We start from the raw sequence: 15,904 nt of genomic DNA, 5'->3' as shown, positions 1-15,904 counted from the left end.
CTCGCCGATCGCGATGGAAGACGGCGTGCGCTTCGCGATTCGCGAAGGCGGCCGCACGGTCGGCGCCGGCGTTGTCACCAAGATCCTGGCGTAAGCGGGTTTGACTTCCGGGCGCGGATTGCCTAAAATCCGCGCCCCTTTTTGGCTTTCCTGCGGTAAATACAGGGCGGTAGCTCAACTGGTAGAGCGGCGGTCTCCAAAACCGCAGGTTGGGGGTTCGAAACCCTCCCGCCCTGCCACGCAAGCGTGGCCTTTGAAACTGCGGGCCTAAGACGAGTTCGATGGAAGCCCAAACCACCGAGAAAGCCGGATCCTCCCACAAGGACACGGTTTTTCTGATCATTGCTGCCGCGGCTCTGCTCGGCGGCATGTTCGCGTTCTATTACTTCGAAGGCCAGCTCAATGCCTTCGTTCGCACCCTGATCCTGCTGGCCGGCCTGGGCGCGACGCTCGCGCTCGGCTACCAGACGGCGATCGGCCGCGACCTCTGGGGCTATGTCAGCGGCGCCCGCGTCGAACTGCGCAAGGTGGTCTGGCCGACCCGGCAGGAAAGCGTGCAGACGACGCTGATGATTGCGCTGGTCGTGCTGGTCATGGCCTTGCTGCTGTGGGGGCTCGATTCGCTGCTGCTGTGGGGCGTCGAAACCCTGACCGGACGAGGAGTCTGACGATGGCGATGCGTTGGTACGTGGTGCACGCCTATTCTCAGTACGAGAACTCGGTGATGAAGGCGCTCAAGGAGCGCATCGGACGCGCCGGGCTGCAGGATCACTTCGGCGACATCCTGGTGCCGACCGAAGAGGTCGTCGAGATCAAGGAAGGCGTCAAGCGCACCACCGAACGCAAGTTCTTCCCGGGCTACGTCCTGGTGCAGATGGACATGAACGAGGACACCTGGCACCTCGTCAAGTCGACGCCGAAAGTCATGGGCTTCATCGGCGGTACGCCGGACAAGCCGGCGCCGATCAGCGACAAGGAAGCCGAGCGCATCCTCAACCGCGTCACCGAATCCGTCGAGAAGCCGCGTCCGAAGACGCTGTTCGAGCCGGGCGAATCGGTGCGCGTCAAGGAAGGTCCGTTCGCGGACTTCCAGGGCGTCGTCGAAGAGGTCAACTACGAGAAGAACCGCCTGCGTGTGGCGGTGCTGATCTTCGGGCGTTCGACCCCTGTCGACCTCGAGTTCTCGCAGGTCGAGAAGGGGTGAGCCGTTCCGGAGTGCCTTGAATGGCACTCCGGAACTGCGAACGCCGCGCCAAGGATGGCGCGGCTGGGCGTCCCTCGCCGCAACGAGGTCGCGCCAAGGATGGCAGCGCCGAGGCGCAGCGACTCCATTGAGTCGCACAGTTTCAGGACGGAGCCGCTCCCGCAGGGCTTCGAAAAACCGGGGAGCCCTAATCAGGCGTTCGCACCCACTTTGGAGTAAGTCATGGCAAAGAAGGTAACGGCCTACATCAAGCTGCAGATTCCTGCAGGCAAGGCCAATCCGGCCCCGCCGGTCGGTCCGGCGCTCGGTCAGAACGGCGTCAACATCATGGAATTCTGCAAGCAGTTCAATGCTGCGACGCAGAAGCTGGAGCCGGGCATCCCGACGCCGGTCGTGATCACGGTCTATTCGGACCGTTCGTTCACGTTCATCACCAAGACGCCGCCGGCGACGGTGCTGATCAAGAAGGCCGCCGGCATCGAGTCCGGTTCGCCGACGCCGCACACCAAGAAGGTCGGCAAGATCACCAAGCAGCAGGTCGAAGAGATCGCCAAGGTGAAGATGCCGGACCTGAACGCGGGCAGCATGGAAACCGCCATGCGTCTGATCGCCGGTTCCGCCCGCTCGATGGGCATCGAAGTGGTGGAGAAGTAAGCCATGGCGAAGATCACCAAGAAGCAGAAGGCCCTCGCCGGCAAGATCGCTCCGGGCAAGGTCTACAGCCTCGACGAGGCCATCAAGCTCGTCAAGGAATGCGCGACGTCGAAGTTCAAGGAATCGGTCGACATGTCGATCAACCTCGGCATCGACGCCAAGAAGTCGGACCAGAACGTCCGCGGCTCGACCGTGCTGCCGCACGGCAACGGCAAGTCGGTCCGCGTCGCCGTGTTCGCGCAGGGCGCCAAGGCCGAAGAGGCCAAGGCTGCCGGTGCCGATGCGGTCGGCATGGATGACCTCGCCGCCAAGATGAAGGCCGGCGAGCTGAACTACCAGGTCATCATTGCCGAGCCGGCCGCCATGCGCGTCGTCGGTGCGCTGGGCCAGCTGCTCGGCCCGCGCGGCCTGATGCCGAACCCGAAGACCGGCACGGTCACGCCGGACGTGGCGGGCGCGGTCAAGAACGCCAAGGCCGGTATGGCCAAGTTCCGTACCGACAAGGCTGGCATCGTGCACTGCGCGATCGCCGCGGCCGACTTCGACACCGACAAGATCAAGGACAACCTGATCGCGGTCGTGCGCGATGTGCGCAGGGCCAAGCCGTCGAGCAGCAAGGGCGTGTACATCAAGAAGGTCACGCTGTCGACGACGATGGGCCCGGGTGTCCGCGTCGACGTGGGCTCGCTGCCGGAGTGATCGCCGGACGCCGGTGATCCGGCCGGCCCATTGGGCCGGCCGCACGCAGCAAGCGGTACGTGGTTGTTGGGGCTGTTTTGAAATTTCGCTCGGCGGTGCGGCAAGGCCGCCGATGCAGCAAGAGCTTTGAAGTGTGGCGCAAGCCTCGCATCGAAGACCGTCAGTGGCCCGGAGCGTTCGCGCGAAGGGCATTAAAGGCCGGCGTAGGCCGCTGTCGTAGATAGGTCGGTTTGGACCGCAAGGAAAGAACCGTTTTTTGTGAAGCAACTAGGAGTTCTGATGGCTCTCAGGCTGGATGACAAGAAGGCCCTGGTTGCGGAAGTGAACGAAGTCGCCAAGCGCGCGTACTCGGCCGTTGCTGCCGAATATCGCGGCCTGACGGCCGGCAAGTTCGATGAACTGCGTGCGAAGGCCCGTGCCAACGGTGTCTATCTGCACGTCGTCAAGAACACGCTGGCCTCGCGGGCCGTCGAGGGCACGGATTTCGAGTGCCTGAAGACTGCGCTGGTCGGCCCGCTCGTTCTCGGTTTCTCGCTCGAGGATCCGGGTGCGGTGGGTCGCGTCATCAAGGACTTTGCCAAGGACAACGAGAAGCTCGTCGTCAAGGCGATCGCGGTCGGCGGCACCCTCTACGGGGCCAAGGACATCGAGCGTCTGGCGTCGATGCCGACCCGTGAGCAGGCCCTCGCCATCCTGGCGGGCACGCTCAAGGCGCCGGTTGGCAAGCTCGCGCGCGTCCTGGCGGAAGTCCCGACGAAGGCTGCACGTGCCGTCAAGGCCGTGGCCGATGCCAAGCAGGGCGAATCGGCATAAGCGTTCAGTTCCCCATTTAGGCTTTCCACACTTTAATTTGGAGTTTTTTGAAAATGGCTACGAAAGAAGAAATTCTTGACGGCATTGCCAACCTGTCCGTTCTGGATCTGGTTGACCTGGTCAAGATGATCGAAGACAAGTTCGGCGTCACCGCCGCCGCCCCGGTCGCCGTTGCGGCCGCCGGCCCGGCCGCCGCCGCTGCTCCGGCCGCGGAAGAGAAGACCGAGTTCACGGTCGTCCTCACCGCCGTCGACGCCGCGAAGAAGGTCAACGTCATCAAGGTCGTGCGCGAAATCACCGGTCTGGGCCTCAAGGAAGCCAAGGACTTGGTCGAAGGCGCGCCGCAGACCGTCAAGGAAGGCGTCGACAAGAAGACGGCCGAAGACATCAAGAAGAAGCTGGAAGAGGGCGGCGGCAAGGTCGAGCTGAAGTAAGCCGACCGACGCATTGCTTTCGAAGGCGACTTCGAAGTGGTTGTGGCGAAGGCTGGGGGCCCCAGGAAGGTGTTTCTGGGCCCCCGGCCTTTCGCCGCTAGAGGAAGAATTCAAACCTTTGGCGTGTCGCTGCCAAATGTTTGAATTTTTCGAGGCGCGCAAGCGCATCTGACGACAGAGGTAACCGATGGCCTACTCGTTCACCGAGAAGAAGCGTATCCGCAAGGACTTCAGCAAGCTGAAGGAAACGCTGGAAATCCCGTATCTGCTGGCAACGCAGATCGACTCCTATCGCCACTTCCTGCAAGCCGAGACGCAGCCGTCGAGGCGCAAGGATAACGGCCTGCAAGCCTCGTTCAAGTCGGTGTTTCCGATGACGTCGTACAACGGCGCTGCCGCGCTGGAGTTCGTCAAGTACCGCTTCGACGAGCCGGCGTTCGACGAGAAGGAATGCCGCGTGCGCGGCATGACCTACGCCGCGCCGCTGAAAGTCACGGTGCGCCTGGTGATCTTCGATCGCGAATCGAAGGAAAAGCGTGTCAAGGACGTCCGCGAGCAGGAGGTCTACCTCGGCGAAGTGCCGCTGATGACCGATCACGGCACCTTCATCATCAACGGCACCGAGCGCGTCGTCGTTTCGCAGCTGCATCGCTCGCCGGGTGTGTTCTTCGACCACGACAAGGGCAAGACGCACAGCTCGGGCAAGCTGCTGTACAGCGCCCGCATTATTCCGTATCGCGGCTCGTGGCTGGACTTCGAGTTCGACCCGAAGGACAACCTGTTCGCCCGTATCGATCGTCGCCGCAAGCTGCCGGTGACGATCCTGCTGCGCGCGCTCGGCTACAACAACGAGCAGATGCTCGCGATGTTCCACGAGCAGAACGTCTTCGCGCTCGAGAAGGACGGCGCCACGATCGACCTGATCCCGGAACGCCTGAAGGGCGAGAAGGCGCAGTTCGACATCGTCGCCGAGGGCAAGACGCTGGTCGAGGAAGGCAAGCTGATCACGGCGCGGCACATCAAGCTGATCGCCGAGGCCAACCTCAAGAAGCTCACGGTGCCGGACAGCTACCTGGTGGGCAAGACCGTTGCCCGCGATCTGGTCGCGCCGGGCACCGGCGAGATCGTCGCCGCCGCCAACACCGAGCTGACGCAGAACCTGCTCGCGAAGCTGCGCGAGTCGGGTATCAAGCAGCTGCCGACGCTGTACATCAACGACGTCGACAAGGGCCCGTACATCTCGACGACGCTGAACATCGACCCGAGCAAGACCAAGCTCGAAGCGCTGGTCGAAATCTACCGCATGATGCGCCCGGGCGAGCCGCCGACGAAGGATGCCGCCGAGGCGCTGTTCCACGGCATGTTCTTCTCGCCGGACAAGTACGACCTGTCGGCGGTCGGCCGCATGAAGTTCAACCGCCGCCTGCGCCGCGACACCGTCGAAGGCCCGGGCGTGGTCTACGACGGCGAGCTGTTCAGCAAGTTCACCGACGACTTCTCGAAGGACCTGTTCGCCAAGTACGGCAAGGCCCATTCGGACATCGTCGACGTGATCCGCGAGATCATCGCGATCCGTAACGGCGAACAGCAGACCGACGATATCGACCACCTCGGCAACCGTCGCATTCGCGCGGTCGGCGAAATGACCGAGAATGTGTTCCGTACCGGCCTGGTGCGCGTCGAGCGCGCCGTGCGCGAGCGCCTGGCGCTGGCCGAGGCCGAGAACCTGACGCCGCAGGATCTGATCAACGCCAAGCCGGTGTCGGCGGCGATCAAGGAGTTCTTCGGTTCGAGCCAGCTGTCGCAGTTCATGGACCAGAACAACCCGCTGTCGGAGGTCACGCACAAGCGTCGCGTGTCCGCCCTCGGACCGGGCGGTCTGACCCGCGAGCGCGCCGGCTTCGAAGTCCGCGACGTGCACACCACGCACTACGGCCGCGTCTGCCCGATCGAAACGCCGGAAGGTCCGAACATCGGCCTGATCAACTCGCTGGCCTGCTATGCGCGTACCAACGAGTACGGATTCCTCGAAACCGCGTACCGCAAGGTCGTCGACGGCAAGGTCACCGACGAAGTCGAATATCTGTCGGCGATCGAGGAAGGCCGTTACGTCATCGCCCAGGCGAACTCCGAGCTGAACGCCAAGAACGAGTTCACGGCGGACCTGGTCTCGGTGCGCTTCCAGAACGAATTCACGATGATGACCGGTGACAAGGTCCAGTACATGGACGTGTCGCCGCGCCAGATCGTGTCGGTTGCCGCCGCGCTGATTCCGTTCCTCGAGCACGACGACGCCAACCGCGCGCTGATGGGTTCGAACATGCAGCGTCAGGCGGTGCCGACGCTGCGCGCCGACAAGCCGCTGGTCGGCACCGGCATCGAGCGCCGCGTCGCCGTCGACTCCGGCAACGCCATCCAGGCCAAGCGTGGCGGTGTGGTCGAGAAGGTCGACGCTGCGCGTATCGTCATCCGCGTCAACGACGAGGAGACGCAGCCGGGTGAAGCGGGCGTCGACATCTACAACCTGGTGAAGTACGTGCGTTCGAACCAGAACACGTGCATCAACCAGAAGCCGATCGTCAAGCCGGGCGACAAGATCGCGCGCGGCGACGTCGTCGCCGACGGTCCGTCGACCGATCTCGGCGAGCTCGCGCTCGGTCAGAACATGCTGATCGCGTTCATGCCGTGGAACGGCTACAACTTCGAAGACTCGATCCTGATCTCGGAACGCGTCGTCGAGGAAGACCGCTTCACGACGATCCACATCGAAGAGCTGACCTGCGTCGCGCGCGAGACCAAGCTCGGGCCGGAGGAAATCACCGCCGACATCCCGAACGTCAACGAAGCCGCGCTGCGCAAGCTCGACGAGTCGGGCATCGTCTACATCGGCGCCGAAGTGAAGGCCGGCGATCTGCTCTGCGGCAAGGTCACCCCGAAGGGCGAAACCCAGCTGACGCCGGAAGAGAAGCTGCTGCGCGCGATCTTCGGCGAGAAGGCGTCCGACGTGAAGGACACCTCGCTGCGCGTGCCGGCCGGCATGGACGGCACGGTGATCGACGTCCGCGTGTTCACCCGCGAAGGCGTCAAGAAGGACAAGCGCGCGCTGGCGATCGAAGAGGCCGAACTGGCCGCGGTCCGCAAGGACCTCGCCGACCAGCAGCGCATCTTCGAGGACGACATCTATGATCGTCTGCGCAAGATCCTGCTCGGCAAGAGCGCCGACGGTGGCCCGAACAAGCTGAAGAAGGGCGCCAAGGTCGACGCCGAGTATCTGGATTCGATCGAGCGCGAGAAGTGGTTCGAGATCCGCCTCGCCGAAGACGAGGTGCAGAACCAGCTCGAAGCCGCCAACAAGCAGCTGCGCGACATGCGTTCGGAGTTCGACAAGCGCTTCGAGGACAAGAAGCGCAAGATCCAGTCGGGCGACGAGCTCTCGCCGGGCGTGCTGAAGATGGTCAAGGTCTACCTGGCCGTGAAGCGCCGCATCCAGCCGGGCGACAAGATGGCCGGCCGCCACGGCAACAAGGGCGTGATCTCGCAGATCGTGCCGGTCGAAGACATGCCGCACATGGAAGACGGCACGCCGGTCGATATCGTGCTGAACCCGCTGGGCGTGCCTTCGCGCATGAACATCGGCCAGCTGCTCGAAGTGCATCTCGGCTGGGCCGCCAAGGGCATCGGCAAGAAGATCGACGAAATGCTCAAGCAGCAGAAGTCGATCGCCGAACTGCGCAAGTTCCTCGACCGCATCTACAACAAGACCGGCGGCAAGGCCGACGTCGAAGTCGACGAGCTGAGCGACGAGGAAGTCGTCAATCTGGCCAAGAACCTCACCGGCGGCCTGCCGGTGTCGACGCCGGTGTTCGACGGCGCGGCCGAACAGGAGATCAAGGATCTGCTCGAGCTGGCCGGCCTGCCGCGCAGCGGCCAGGCGCAGCTGACGGACGGCCGCACCGGCGAGCTGTTCTCGCGTCCGATCACCGTCGGCTACATGTACTACCTCAAGCTGAACCACCTGGTCGACGACAAGATGCACGCGCGTTCGACCGGTCCGTACTCGCTCGTCACCCAGCAGCCGCTGGGCGGCAAGGCGCAGTTCGGCGGCCAGCGCTTCGGTGAGATGGAAGTCTGGGCGCTCGAGGCCTACGGCGCGGCGTATACGCTGCAGGAAATGCTGACGGTGAAGTCCGACGACACCAACGGCCGTACGCGCATGTACAAGTCGATCGTCGACGGCGACCACCGCATGGTCGCGGGCATGCCGGAATCGTTCAACGTGCTGGTCAAGGAAATCCGCTCGATCGGTCTCAACATCGAGCTGGAACAGAACCAGTAAGCGTCGAACGAACGAATTCAGGAGTTAATGATGAAAGATTTGTTCAACCTGATCCGCAACCCCGAGGAAGCGGAAGACTTCGACGCCATCAAGATCGGCCTCGCGTCGCCGGAGACGGTGCGCTCTTGGTCGTACGGCGAGGTCAAGAAGCCTGAGACGATCAACTACCGCACGTTCAAGCCCGAACGCGACGGCCTGTTCTGCGCGAAGATCTTCGGACCGATCAAGGACTACGAGTGCCTGTGCGGCAAGTACAAGCGCCTCAAGCACCGCGGCGTGGTCTGCGAGAAGTGCGGCGTCGAGGTCACGGTCGCCAAGGTCCGTCGCGAGCGCATGGGTCATATCGACCTGGCGTCGCCCGTCGCCCACATCTGGTTCCTGAAGTCGCTGCCGAGCCGTATCGGCCTGCTGCTCGACATGCCGCTGCGCGCGATCGAGCGCGTGCTGTATTTCGAAGCCCACATCGTCGTCGATCCGGGCCTGACGCCGCTGGAACGCGGCCAGCTGCTGACCGAGGAGGATTACCTCAATTCGGTCGAGCAGTACGGTGACGACTTCGATGCCCGCATGGGCGCCGAAGCCGTGCGCGACCTGCTGCGCGGCATCGACCTGCAGACCGAGGCCGCCAAGCTCCGCGAAGAGCTGAACACGACGAGCTCGGAAACCAAGATCAAGAAGTACGCGAAGCGCCTCAAGCTGATCGAGTACTTCATCCAGTCGAACAACAAGCCGGAGTGGATGATCCTCACGGTGCTGCCGGTGCTGCCGCCGGATCTGCGCCCGCTGGTGCCGCTCGACGGCGGTCGCTTCGCGACGTCCGACCTCAACGATCTGTATCGCCGCGTCATCAACCGCAACAACCGTCTCAAGCGCCTGCTCGAGCTGTCGGCGCCGGACATCATCGTGCGCAACGAAAAGCGCATGCTGCAGGAATCGGTTGACGCGCTGATCGACAACGGCCGCCGCGGCCGCGCGATCACCGGCACCAACAAGCGCCCGCTCAAGTCGCTCGCCGACATGATCAAGGGCAAGCAGGGCCGCTTCCGCCAGAACCTGCTCGGCAAGCGCGTCGACTACTCCGGCCGTTCGGTCATCGTGGTCGGCCCGACGCTGAAGCTGCACCAGTGCGGCCTGCCGAAGAAGATGGCGCTCGAGCTGTTCAAGCCGTTCGTGTTCTCGCGTCTGCAGCGCCTCGGCATCGCCACCACCATCAAGGCGGCGAAGAAGATGGTCGAGCGCGAAGAGCCGCAGGTCTGGGACGCGCTCGAAGAGTGCATCAAGGAGCACCCGGTCCTGCTGAACCGCGCGCCGACGCTGCACCGTCTCGGCATCCAGGCCTTCGAACCGCTGCTGATCGAAGGCAAGGCCATCAACCTGCACCCGCTCGTCTGCACGGCCTTCAATGCCGACTTCGACGGTGACCAGATGGCCGTGCACGTGCCGCTGTCGCTCGAAGCGCAGCTCGAAGCGCGTGTGCTGATGATGTCGACCAACAACATCCTGTCGCCGGCCTCGGGCGATCCGATCATCGTGCCGTCGCAGGACGTCGTCCTCGGTCTGTACTGGATGAGCCGCGAGCGCGTCGGTGCCAAGGGCGAGGGCATGGTGTTCTCGGACGTTGCCGAAGTGCATCGCGCCTACGAGAACGGTGTCGTCGACCTGCAGGCCAAGATCAAGGTCCGCCTGCATGACTACACGGAGGTTGGCGGCGAGGAGATGTTCCATCTCGTCGACACCACGGTCGGCCGCGCCCTGCTGTCCGAAGTACTGCCGAAGGGCGTGCCGCTGGCGGTCATCAACAAGACGATGACCAAGAAGGAGATCTCGCGCGTCATCAACTACGTGTACCGCCGCTGCGGCACGAAGGACACGGTGATCTTCGCCGACCAGATGATGTACACCGGCTTCCGCATGTCGACCAAGGCCGGCATCTCGTTCTGCCTCGACGACATCATGATCCCGGCCGAGAAGGCCAAGATCCTGGAGCAGGCCGAGGCCAAGGTGAAGGAGGTCGACACCGAGTACAACCAGGGTCTGACCACCGGCGGCGAGCGCAAGAACCGCGTCATCGACATCTGGTCGCGCGCCAACGACGACATCTCGCGCGCGATGATGGCGCAGATCGGTTCGGAGGTCGCCAAGACCGCCGACGGCAAGGAAGTGAAGCAGCCGTCGTTCAACTCGGTGTTCATGATGGCCGACTCGGGCGCCCGTGGTAGCCAGGCGCAGATCCGTCAGCTCGCCGGCATGCGCGGCCTGATGGCCAAGCCGGACGGCTCGATCATCGAGACGCCGATCACCGCGAACTTCCGCGAAGGCCTCAACGTTCTGCAGTACTTCATCTCGACGCACGGCGCCCGCAAGGGTCTGGCCGACACCGCGTTGAAGACCGCGAACTCGGGCTACCTGACGCGCCGTCTGGTCGACGTCGCGCAGGACATGGTCGTCACCGGCGAGGACTGCGGTACCGAGCAGGGCCTGCTGATGATGCCGATCGTCGAAGGCGGCGACGTGCTCGAGGCGCTGCGCGACCGCGTGCTCGGCCGCGTCACGCTGCGCGACGCCTACAAGCCGGGCAGCGACGAGGTCGTGATCCCGGCCGGCACGATGATCGACGAGAAGTGGGCGGATACGCTCGAGAAGAACTCGATCGACGAGATCTGGGTCCGTTCGCCGATCACCTGCGAACTGCCGTTCGGCGTCTGCGGCAAGTGCTACGGCCGCGATCTGGCGCGCGGCCACCTCGTCAACATCGGCGAAGCGGTCGGCGTCATCGCCGCGCAGTCGATCGGCGAGCCGGGCACGCAGCTGACCATGCGTACCTTCCACGTCGGCGGCGCGGCTTCGCGTGCGGCTTCGGCGGACGGCGTCGACTCGCGCGCGGCCGGTACGGTGCGCGTGCACAACCTGAAGACGGTCGTCACCAAGGAAGGCGAGCTGGTCGCCGTCTCGCGTTCGGGCGAAATCGGCATCATCGACGCCAATGGGCGCGAGCGTGAGCGCTACAAGATCCCGTACGGCGCGCACATCATGGTGCGCGACGGCGACGAGGTGAAGGGCGGTACGCGTCTGGCCAAGTGGGACCCGCACACGCATCCGATCGTCACCGAGCTGTCGGGTTTCGTGAAGCTGCAGGACTTCACCGAAGGCCTGACCGTGACGCGCGAGACCGATCCGCTCACCGGCGTGTCGACCCGTGTCGTGACCGAGGCCAAGGCGCGCGGTTCGGCGGCCAAGGACCTCAAGCCGACGATCATCCTGGTCGACGCCAAGGGCAAGCAGCTGACCTTCCCGGGCACCGACATTCCGGCCGCCTACACGCTGCCGCCGAAGGCGATCGTCGCGGTCGAGGACGGCGACGAAGTCGGCGTCGGCGGCACGATCGCGCGCATTCCGCAGGAAGCGTCGAAGTCGCGCGACATCACCGGCGGTCTGCCGCGCGTCGCCGACCTGTTCGAGGCGCGCAAGCCGAAGGAGCCGGCGGTGCTCGCCGAGACCACCGGCACGATCAAGTTCGGTCCGGGCACCAAGGGCAAGCAGCGCATCAAGATCGTCCGTACCGACGGCTCCGAGGCCGAAATCCTCGTGCCGAAGTGGGTTGAAATCCGCGTGTTCGAAGGTGAAACCGTCGAGCAGGGCGAAATCATCTCCGACGGCGAGCCGAGCCCGCACGACATCCTGCGCCTGCAGGGCGTCACGGCGCTGGCGAACTATCTCGTCAAGGAAATCCAGGACGTCTACCGCCTGCAGGGCGTGAAGATCAACGACAAGCACATCGAGACGATCGTTCGTCAGATGCTGCGCAAGGTCGAGATCGCCGAGCCGGGCGATTCGAAGTTCCTGCAGGGCGAGCAGGTCGAGATCTTCCAGGTCCTCGCCGAGAACAAGCGTCTGACGGGCAAGGGCGAGCGTGCCGCGAAGTTCGAGCGCCAGCTGCTCGGCATCACCAAGGCCTCGCTGTCGACCGAGTCGTTCATCTCGGCGGCTTCGTTCCAGGAAACGACGCGCGTGCTCACCGAAGCTTCGGTGCGCGGCTCGCGCGACGAGCTGCGCGGCCTGAAGGAGAACGTCATCGTCGGTCGCCTGATCCCGGCCGGCACGGGCCTCGCCTACCACGAGCAGCGTCGTCGGGCGCGTGGTGGCAGCCTGCTGGCCGACCTGCAGGCGGCAGCCCTGACCTCGACGGGCAGCTTCGACGCCACCAGCGCCGATCGCGTGGTGTCCCGCGCGACGACCGCCGGCGACGACGCGGACCATGAGGAAGCGGCCGACGAAGGCGGCAGCGACGAGTAAATGCCGTTGCAGGCAGTTGAGTCTGCCGGCCCCGCGAGATGCGGGGCCGGCAGGCCGGCGGACGCTTTCGGGCGCAGTCCGCCGCCGGCGCGAGGCTTGACACGAGAATGTCATTGACTCTGCAGCCGACCCCCTTTATGATGCGCGCCCTTTCCCGACGGCCGCCTGTGTGGCGGTGCGTCCTTTCTTTGTCAAGCCGGGAAGTTCCAACGTGCCAACAGTCAACCAGTTAGTGCGCAAGGGCCGCTCTGTCGAAGCGACCAAGAGCAAAGTGCCTGCGCTCACCGGTTCGCCGCAGAAGCGCGGCGTCTGCACCCGCGTCTACACGACGACGCCGAAGAAGCCGAACTCGGCCCTGCGCAAGGTTTGCAAGGTGCGCCTGACCAACGGCTTCGAAGTCATCTCCTACATCGGTGGCGAAGGCCACAATCTGCAGGAGCACTCGGTCGTCATGATCCGCGGCGGCCGTGTCAAAGATCTTCCCGGCGTCCGCTACCACACCGTTCGCGGTGCGCTCGACTGCGCCGGCATCGACAAGCGTCGCCAGAGCCGTTCGAAGTACGGCGCCAAGCGTCCGAAGGCTGGCGGCGCCCCCGCGGCCGGCGGCAAGAAGAAGTAAAGCCGGGCCGCCCGTCGGCCCGAGTAAGGCTCGAATTTTTCGAGCCTGAAGCCCATACCAGGATTTAAGTCATGTCCCGTCGTCGCAAGCCCGAGATCCGCAAGGTTCTTCCCGATCCCAAGTTCAAGAGCGAACTGGTCTCCAAGTTCGTCAACATGGTGATGGAGGACGGCAAGAAGGCCGTCGCCGAGAAGATCGTCTACGGGGCGCTCGATCAGATCGCCACCAAGAAGAAGGTCGAAGCGCCGGTCGAGTTCCTGCAGCAGGCGTTCGACAACGTTGCGCCGACGGTCGAGGTCAAGAGCCGGCGCGTCGGCGGTGCGACCTATCAGGTTCCGGTCGAAGTTCGCGCCAGCCGCCGCACCACGCTGGCGATGCGCTGGGTCATCGCCGCCGCTTCGGCGCGCGGCGAGCAGGGCATGGAGAACCGTCTCGCCGGTGAGCTGATCGACGCCGCCGAGCACCGTGGCGCCGCGGTCAAGAAGCGCGAAGACACGCACAAGATGGCGGAGGCCAACAAGGCCTTTGCGCACTTCCGCTGGTAAGCCCTTTTCCATTGCATAGCGGGCTTCCGACCTCATATTCGGGAGCCCGCTTAGAAACGAGTTCCTGACATGGCCCGCACGACGCCCATCGAGCGTTACCGCAACATCGGCATTTCGGCGCATATCGACGCCGGCAAGACCACCACGACCGAGCGCGTCCTGTTCTACACGGGCGTCAACCACAAGCTCGGCGAGGTCCACGATGGCGCTGCCACGATGGACTGGATGGAGCAGGAGCAGGAACGCGGCATCACCATCACCTCGGCGGCGACCACCACGTTCTGGCGTGGCATGGGCAACCAGTTCGAGCAGCACCGCATCAACATCATCGACACCCCCGGACACGTTGACTTCACGATCGAAGTCGAGCGTTCGATGCGCGTGCTCGACGGTGCGTGCATGCTGTATTGCGCCGTCGGCGGCGTGCAGCCGCAGTCCGAGACCGTGTGGCGCCAGGCCACGAAGTACGGCGTTCCGCGCCTTGCGTTCGTCAACAAGATGGACCGCACCGGCGCCGACTTCTTCAAGGTCTACAAGCAGATGAAGGAGAAGCTCCGGGCCAACCCGGTGCCGATCGTCATTCCGATCGGTGCCGAGGACAAGTTCCAGGGCGTCGTCGATCTCGTCAAGATGAAGGCGGTTGTCTGGGATGAAGCGTCCCAGGGAATGAAGTTCGAATACGCCGAGATTCCGGCCGACCTCGTCGCGACCGCCAAGGAGTGGCGCGAGAAGATGGTCGAGTCCGCGGCCGAGGCCTCGGAAGAGCTGATGAACAAGTACCTCGAAGAGGGCGACCTCTCCGAGGAAGAGATCAAGCGCGCGCTGCGCCAGCGCACGATCGCGCTTGAGATCGTGCCGATGCTGTGCGGCTCGGCCTTCAAGAACAAGGGCGTGCAGGCCATGCTCGATGCCGTCATCGAGTATCTGCCGTCGCCGACCGAAGTACCGGCCATCAAGGGCGAGGACGCCGAGAGCGGCGAGCCGGTCGAGCGTCATGCCGACGACAACGAGCCGTTTTCGGCGCTCGGCTTCAAGATCATGACCGATCCGTTCGTCGGCCAGCTGACCTTCATCCGCGTCTACTCGGGCGTGCTGAAGAAGGGCGACAGCGTCTACAACTCGCGCAGCGGCAAGACCGAACGCATCGGCCGTCTGGTGCAGATGCACGCCAATGAGCGTCAGGAAATCGATGAAGTGCGCGCCGGCGACATCGCCGCGTGCGTTGGCCTGAAGGAGGTCTACACCGGTACGACGCTGGCGGCGCAGGACAAGCCGGTCATCCTCGAGCGCATGGAGTTCCCGGAGCCGGTCATCAGCCAGGCCGTCGAGCCGAAGACCAAGGCTGACCAGGAAAAGATGGGCATCGCGCTGAACAAGCTCGCGCAGGAAGACCCGTCGTTCCGCGTCAAGACCGACGAGGAGACCGGCCAGACGATCATCTCGGGCATGGGCGAGCTCCATCTCGAAATTCTCGTCGACCGCATGAAGCGCGAGTTCAAGGTCGAGGCGAACGTCGGCGCGCCGCAGGTGGCCTATCGCGAAACGATCCGCAAGAGCGTCGAGCAGGAAGGCAAGTACGCCAAGCAGTCCGGCGGCAAGGGCCAGTACGGCCACGTGTGGCTCCGTATCGAGCCGCAGGAGCCGGGCAAGGGCTACGAGTTCGTCAACGCGATCGTCGGCGGCGTCATTCCGAAGGAATTCATCCCGGGTGTCGACAAGGGCCTGAAGGACGCGATCAAGAGCGGTGTCATGGCCGGTTACCCGGTCGTCGACATCAAGATCACGCTGTTCGATGGTTCGTACCACGACGTCGACTCCAGCGAAATCGCGTTCCGCGTCGCGGCGTCGATGGCGTTCAAGGATGGCTGCCAGAAGGCCAATCCGGTGATCCTCGAGCCGATCATGGCGGTCGAGGTCGAGACGCCGGAAGACTACATGGGCGACGTCATGGGCGACCTCAACCGTCGTCGCGGCATGATTCTCGGCATGGAAGACAACTACGGCGCCAAGGTCATCCGCGCCGAAGTGCCGCTGTCGGAGATGTTCGGTTACTCGACGTCGCTGCGCTCGCAGAGCCAGGGACGCGCGACGTACACCATGGAATTCAAGAAGTACCAGGAAGCGCCGGCGAATGTCATCGCCGCTCTGACCAAGAAGTAATCATCGCGGCGCCACCGGGCGCTTGATCAGGCATTTTGTAGAGGAAGCGATCATGGCAAAGGGTAAGTTTGAACGCACGAAGCCGCACGTGAACGTGGGCACGATTGGCCACGTTGACCACGGCAAGACGACGACGACGGCGGCGCT

General features: G+C 64.1%; 13 protein-coding genes and 1 tRNA gene. All 14 read left to right on the top strand.

Annotation, left to right across the window (positions count from 1 at the left end):
- A partial coding sequence (locus tag K343_RS24250; protein ID WP_211226340.1) for an EF-Tu C-terminal domain-related protein occupies positions 1 to 94 on the top strand: 94 nt, incomplete at its 5' end.
- Between the two features lie 69 nt (positions 95 to 163).
- Positions 164 to 239: transfer RNA gene (locus tag K343_RS0117995), tRNA-Trp, on the top strand.
- A 42-nt stretch (positions 240 to 281) separates the two neighbouring features.
- Positions 282 to 668, top strand: coding sequence for a preprotein translocase subunit SecE (gene secE / locus K343_RS0117990; RefSeq protein ID WP_028009243.1), 387 nt, complete (start codon positions 282 to 284; stop codon positions 666 to 668).
- 2 nt (positions 669 to 670) lie between these two features.
- Positions 671 to 1,204, top strand: coding sequence for a transcription termination/antitermination protein NusG (gene nusG, locus K343_RS0117985; protein WP_026353320.1), 534 nt, complete (start codon positions 671 to 673; stop codon positions 1,202 to 1,204).
- Positions 1,205 to 1,426: 222 nt separating this feature from the next.
- On the top strand, positions 1,427 to 1,858 hold the full coding sequence (rplK, locus tag K343_RS0117980) for a 50S ribosomal protein L11 (RefSeq protein ID WP_028009242.1): 432 nt from the start codon (positions 1,427 to 1,429) through the stop codon (positions 1,856 to 1,858).
- A gap of 3 nt (positions 1,859 to 1,861) precedes the next feature.
- Positions 1,862 to 2,557: a 50S ribosomal protein L1 gene (rplA, locus tag K343_RS0117975; protein ID WP_028009241.1), complete on the top strand. Its 696-nt coding sequence runs from the start codon at positions 1,862 to 1,864 to the stop codon at positions 2,555 to 2,557.
- A gap of 279 nt (positions 2,558 to 2,836) precedes the next feature.
- A complete protein-coding gene (gene rplJ / locus K343_RS0117970; RefSeq protein WP_020651305.1) occupies positions 2,837 to 3,370 on the top strand; it encodes a 50S ribosomal protein L10 in 534 nt (177 codons plus the stop codon).
- A gap of 53 nt (positions 3,371 to 3,423) precedes the next feature.
- Positions 3,424 to 3,804 (top strand): 50S ribosomal protein L7/L12, encoded by a 381-nt coding sequence (rplL, locus tag K343_RS0117965; protein WP_028009240.1) that lies wholly within the window; start codon positions 3,424 to 3,426, stop codon positions 3,802 to 3,804.
- Positions 3,805 to 3,991: 187 nt separating this feature from the next.
- Complete coding sequence (gene rpoB / locus K343_RS0117960; protein WP_028009239.1) at positions 3,992 to 8,140, top strand: DNA-directed RNA polymerase subunit beta; 4,149 nt, start codon at positions 3,992 to 3,994, stop codon at positions 8,138 to 8,140.
- A 30-nt stretch (positions 8,141 to 8,170) separates the two neighbouring features.
- Complete coding sequence (rpoC, locus tag K343_RS0117955) at positions 8,171 to 12,433, top strand: DNA-directed RNA polymerase subunit beta' (RefSeq protein ID WP_043113129.1); 4,263 nt, start codon at positions 8,171 to 8,173, stop codon at positions 12,431 to 12,433.
- 211 nt (positions 12,434 to 12,644) lie between these two features.
- On the top strand, positions 12,645 to 13,052 hold the full coding sequence (gene rpsL, locus K343_RS0117950) for a 30S ribosomal protein S12 (protein WP_026353319.1): 408 nt from the start codon (positions 12,645 to 12,647) through the stop codon (positions 13,050 to 13,052).
- Positions 13,053 to 13,123: 71 nt separating this feature from the next.
- Complete coding sequence (gene rpsG / locus K343_RS0117945) at positions 13,124 to 13,597, top strand: 30S ribosomal protein S7 (protein WP_020651300.1); 474 nt, start codon at positions 13,124 to 13,126, stop codon at positions 13,595 to 13,597.
- A gap of 69 nt (positions 13,598 to 13,666) precedes the next feature.
- Complete coding sequence (fusA, locus tag K343_RS0117940) at positions 13,667 to 15,757, top strand: elongation factor G (protein WP_028009237.1); 2,091 nt, start codon at positions 13,667 to 13,669, stop codon at positions 15,755 to 15,757.
- 52 nt (positions 15,758 to 15,809) lie between these two features.
- A partial coding sequence (locus K343_RS22785; protein WP_043113128.1) for a GTP-binding protein occupies positions 15,810 to 15,904 on the top strand: 95 nt, incomplete at its 3' end.

The sequence above is a fragment of the Solimonas flava DSM 18980 genome, from assembly GCF_000426685.1.
Lineage (GTDB): Bacteria > Pseudomonadota > Gammaproteobacteria > Nevskiales > Nevskiaceae > Solimonas > Solimonas flava.
The sequence above is the reverse complement of the archived record's forward strand: the minus strand, read 5'-3'. Positions and strand labels throughout refer to the sequence as shown.

Coding starts and splice junctions, on each gene's coding strand:
- rplJ (WP_020651305.1), top strand. CDS start 2,837: ATGGCTCTCAGGCTGGATGACAAGAAGGCCCTGGTTGCGGAAGTGAAC.
- rpsG (WP_020651300.1), top strand. CDS start 13,124: ATGTCCCGTCGTCGCAAGCCCGAGATCCGCAAGGTTCTTCCCGATCCC.
- secE (WP_028009243.1), top strand. CDS start 282: ATGGAAGCCCAAACCACCGAGAAAGCCGGATCCTCCCACAAGGACACG.
- fusA (WP_028009237.1), top strand. CDS start 13,667: ATGGCCCGCACGACGCCCATCGAGCGTTACCGCAACATCGGCATTTCG.
- rplK (WP_028009242.1), top strand. CDS start 1,427: ATGGCAAAGAAGGTAACGGCCTACATCAAGCTGCAGATTCCTGCAGGC.
- nusG (WP_026353320.1), top strand. CDS start 671: ATGGCGATGCGTTGGTACGTGGTGCACGCCTATTCTCAGTACGAGAAC.
- rpoC (WP_043113129.1), top strand. CDS start 8,171: ATGAAAGATTTGTTCAACCTGATCCGCAACCCCGAGGAAGCGGAAGAC.
- rpoB (WP_028009239.1), top strand. CDS start 3,992: ATGGCCTACTCGTTCACCGAGAAGAAGCGTATCCGCAAGGACTTCAGC.
- rplA (WP_028009241.1), top strand. CDS start 1,862: ATGGCGAAGATCACCAAGAAGCAGAAGGCCCTCGCCGGCAAGATCGCT.
- rplL (WP_028009240.1), top strand. CDS start 3,424: ATGGCTACGAAAGAAGAAATTCTTGACGGCATTGCCAACCTGTCCGTT.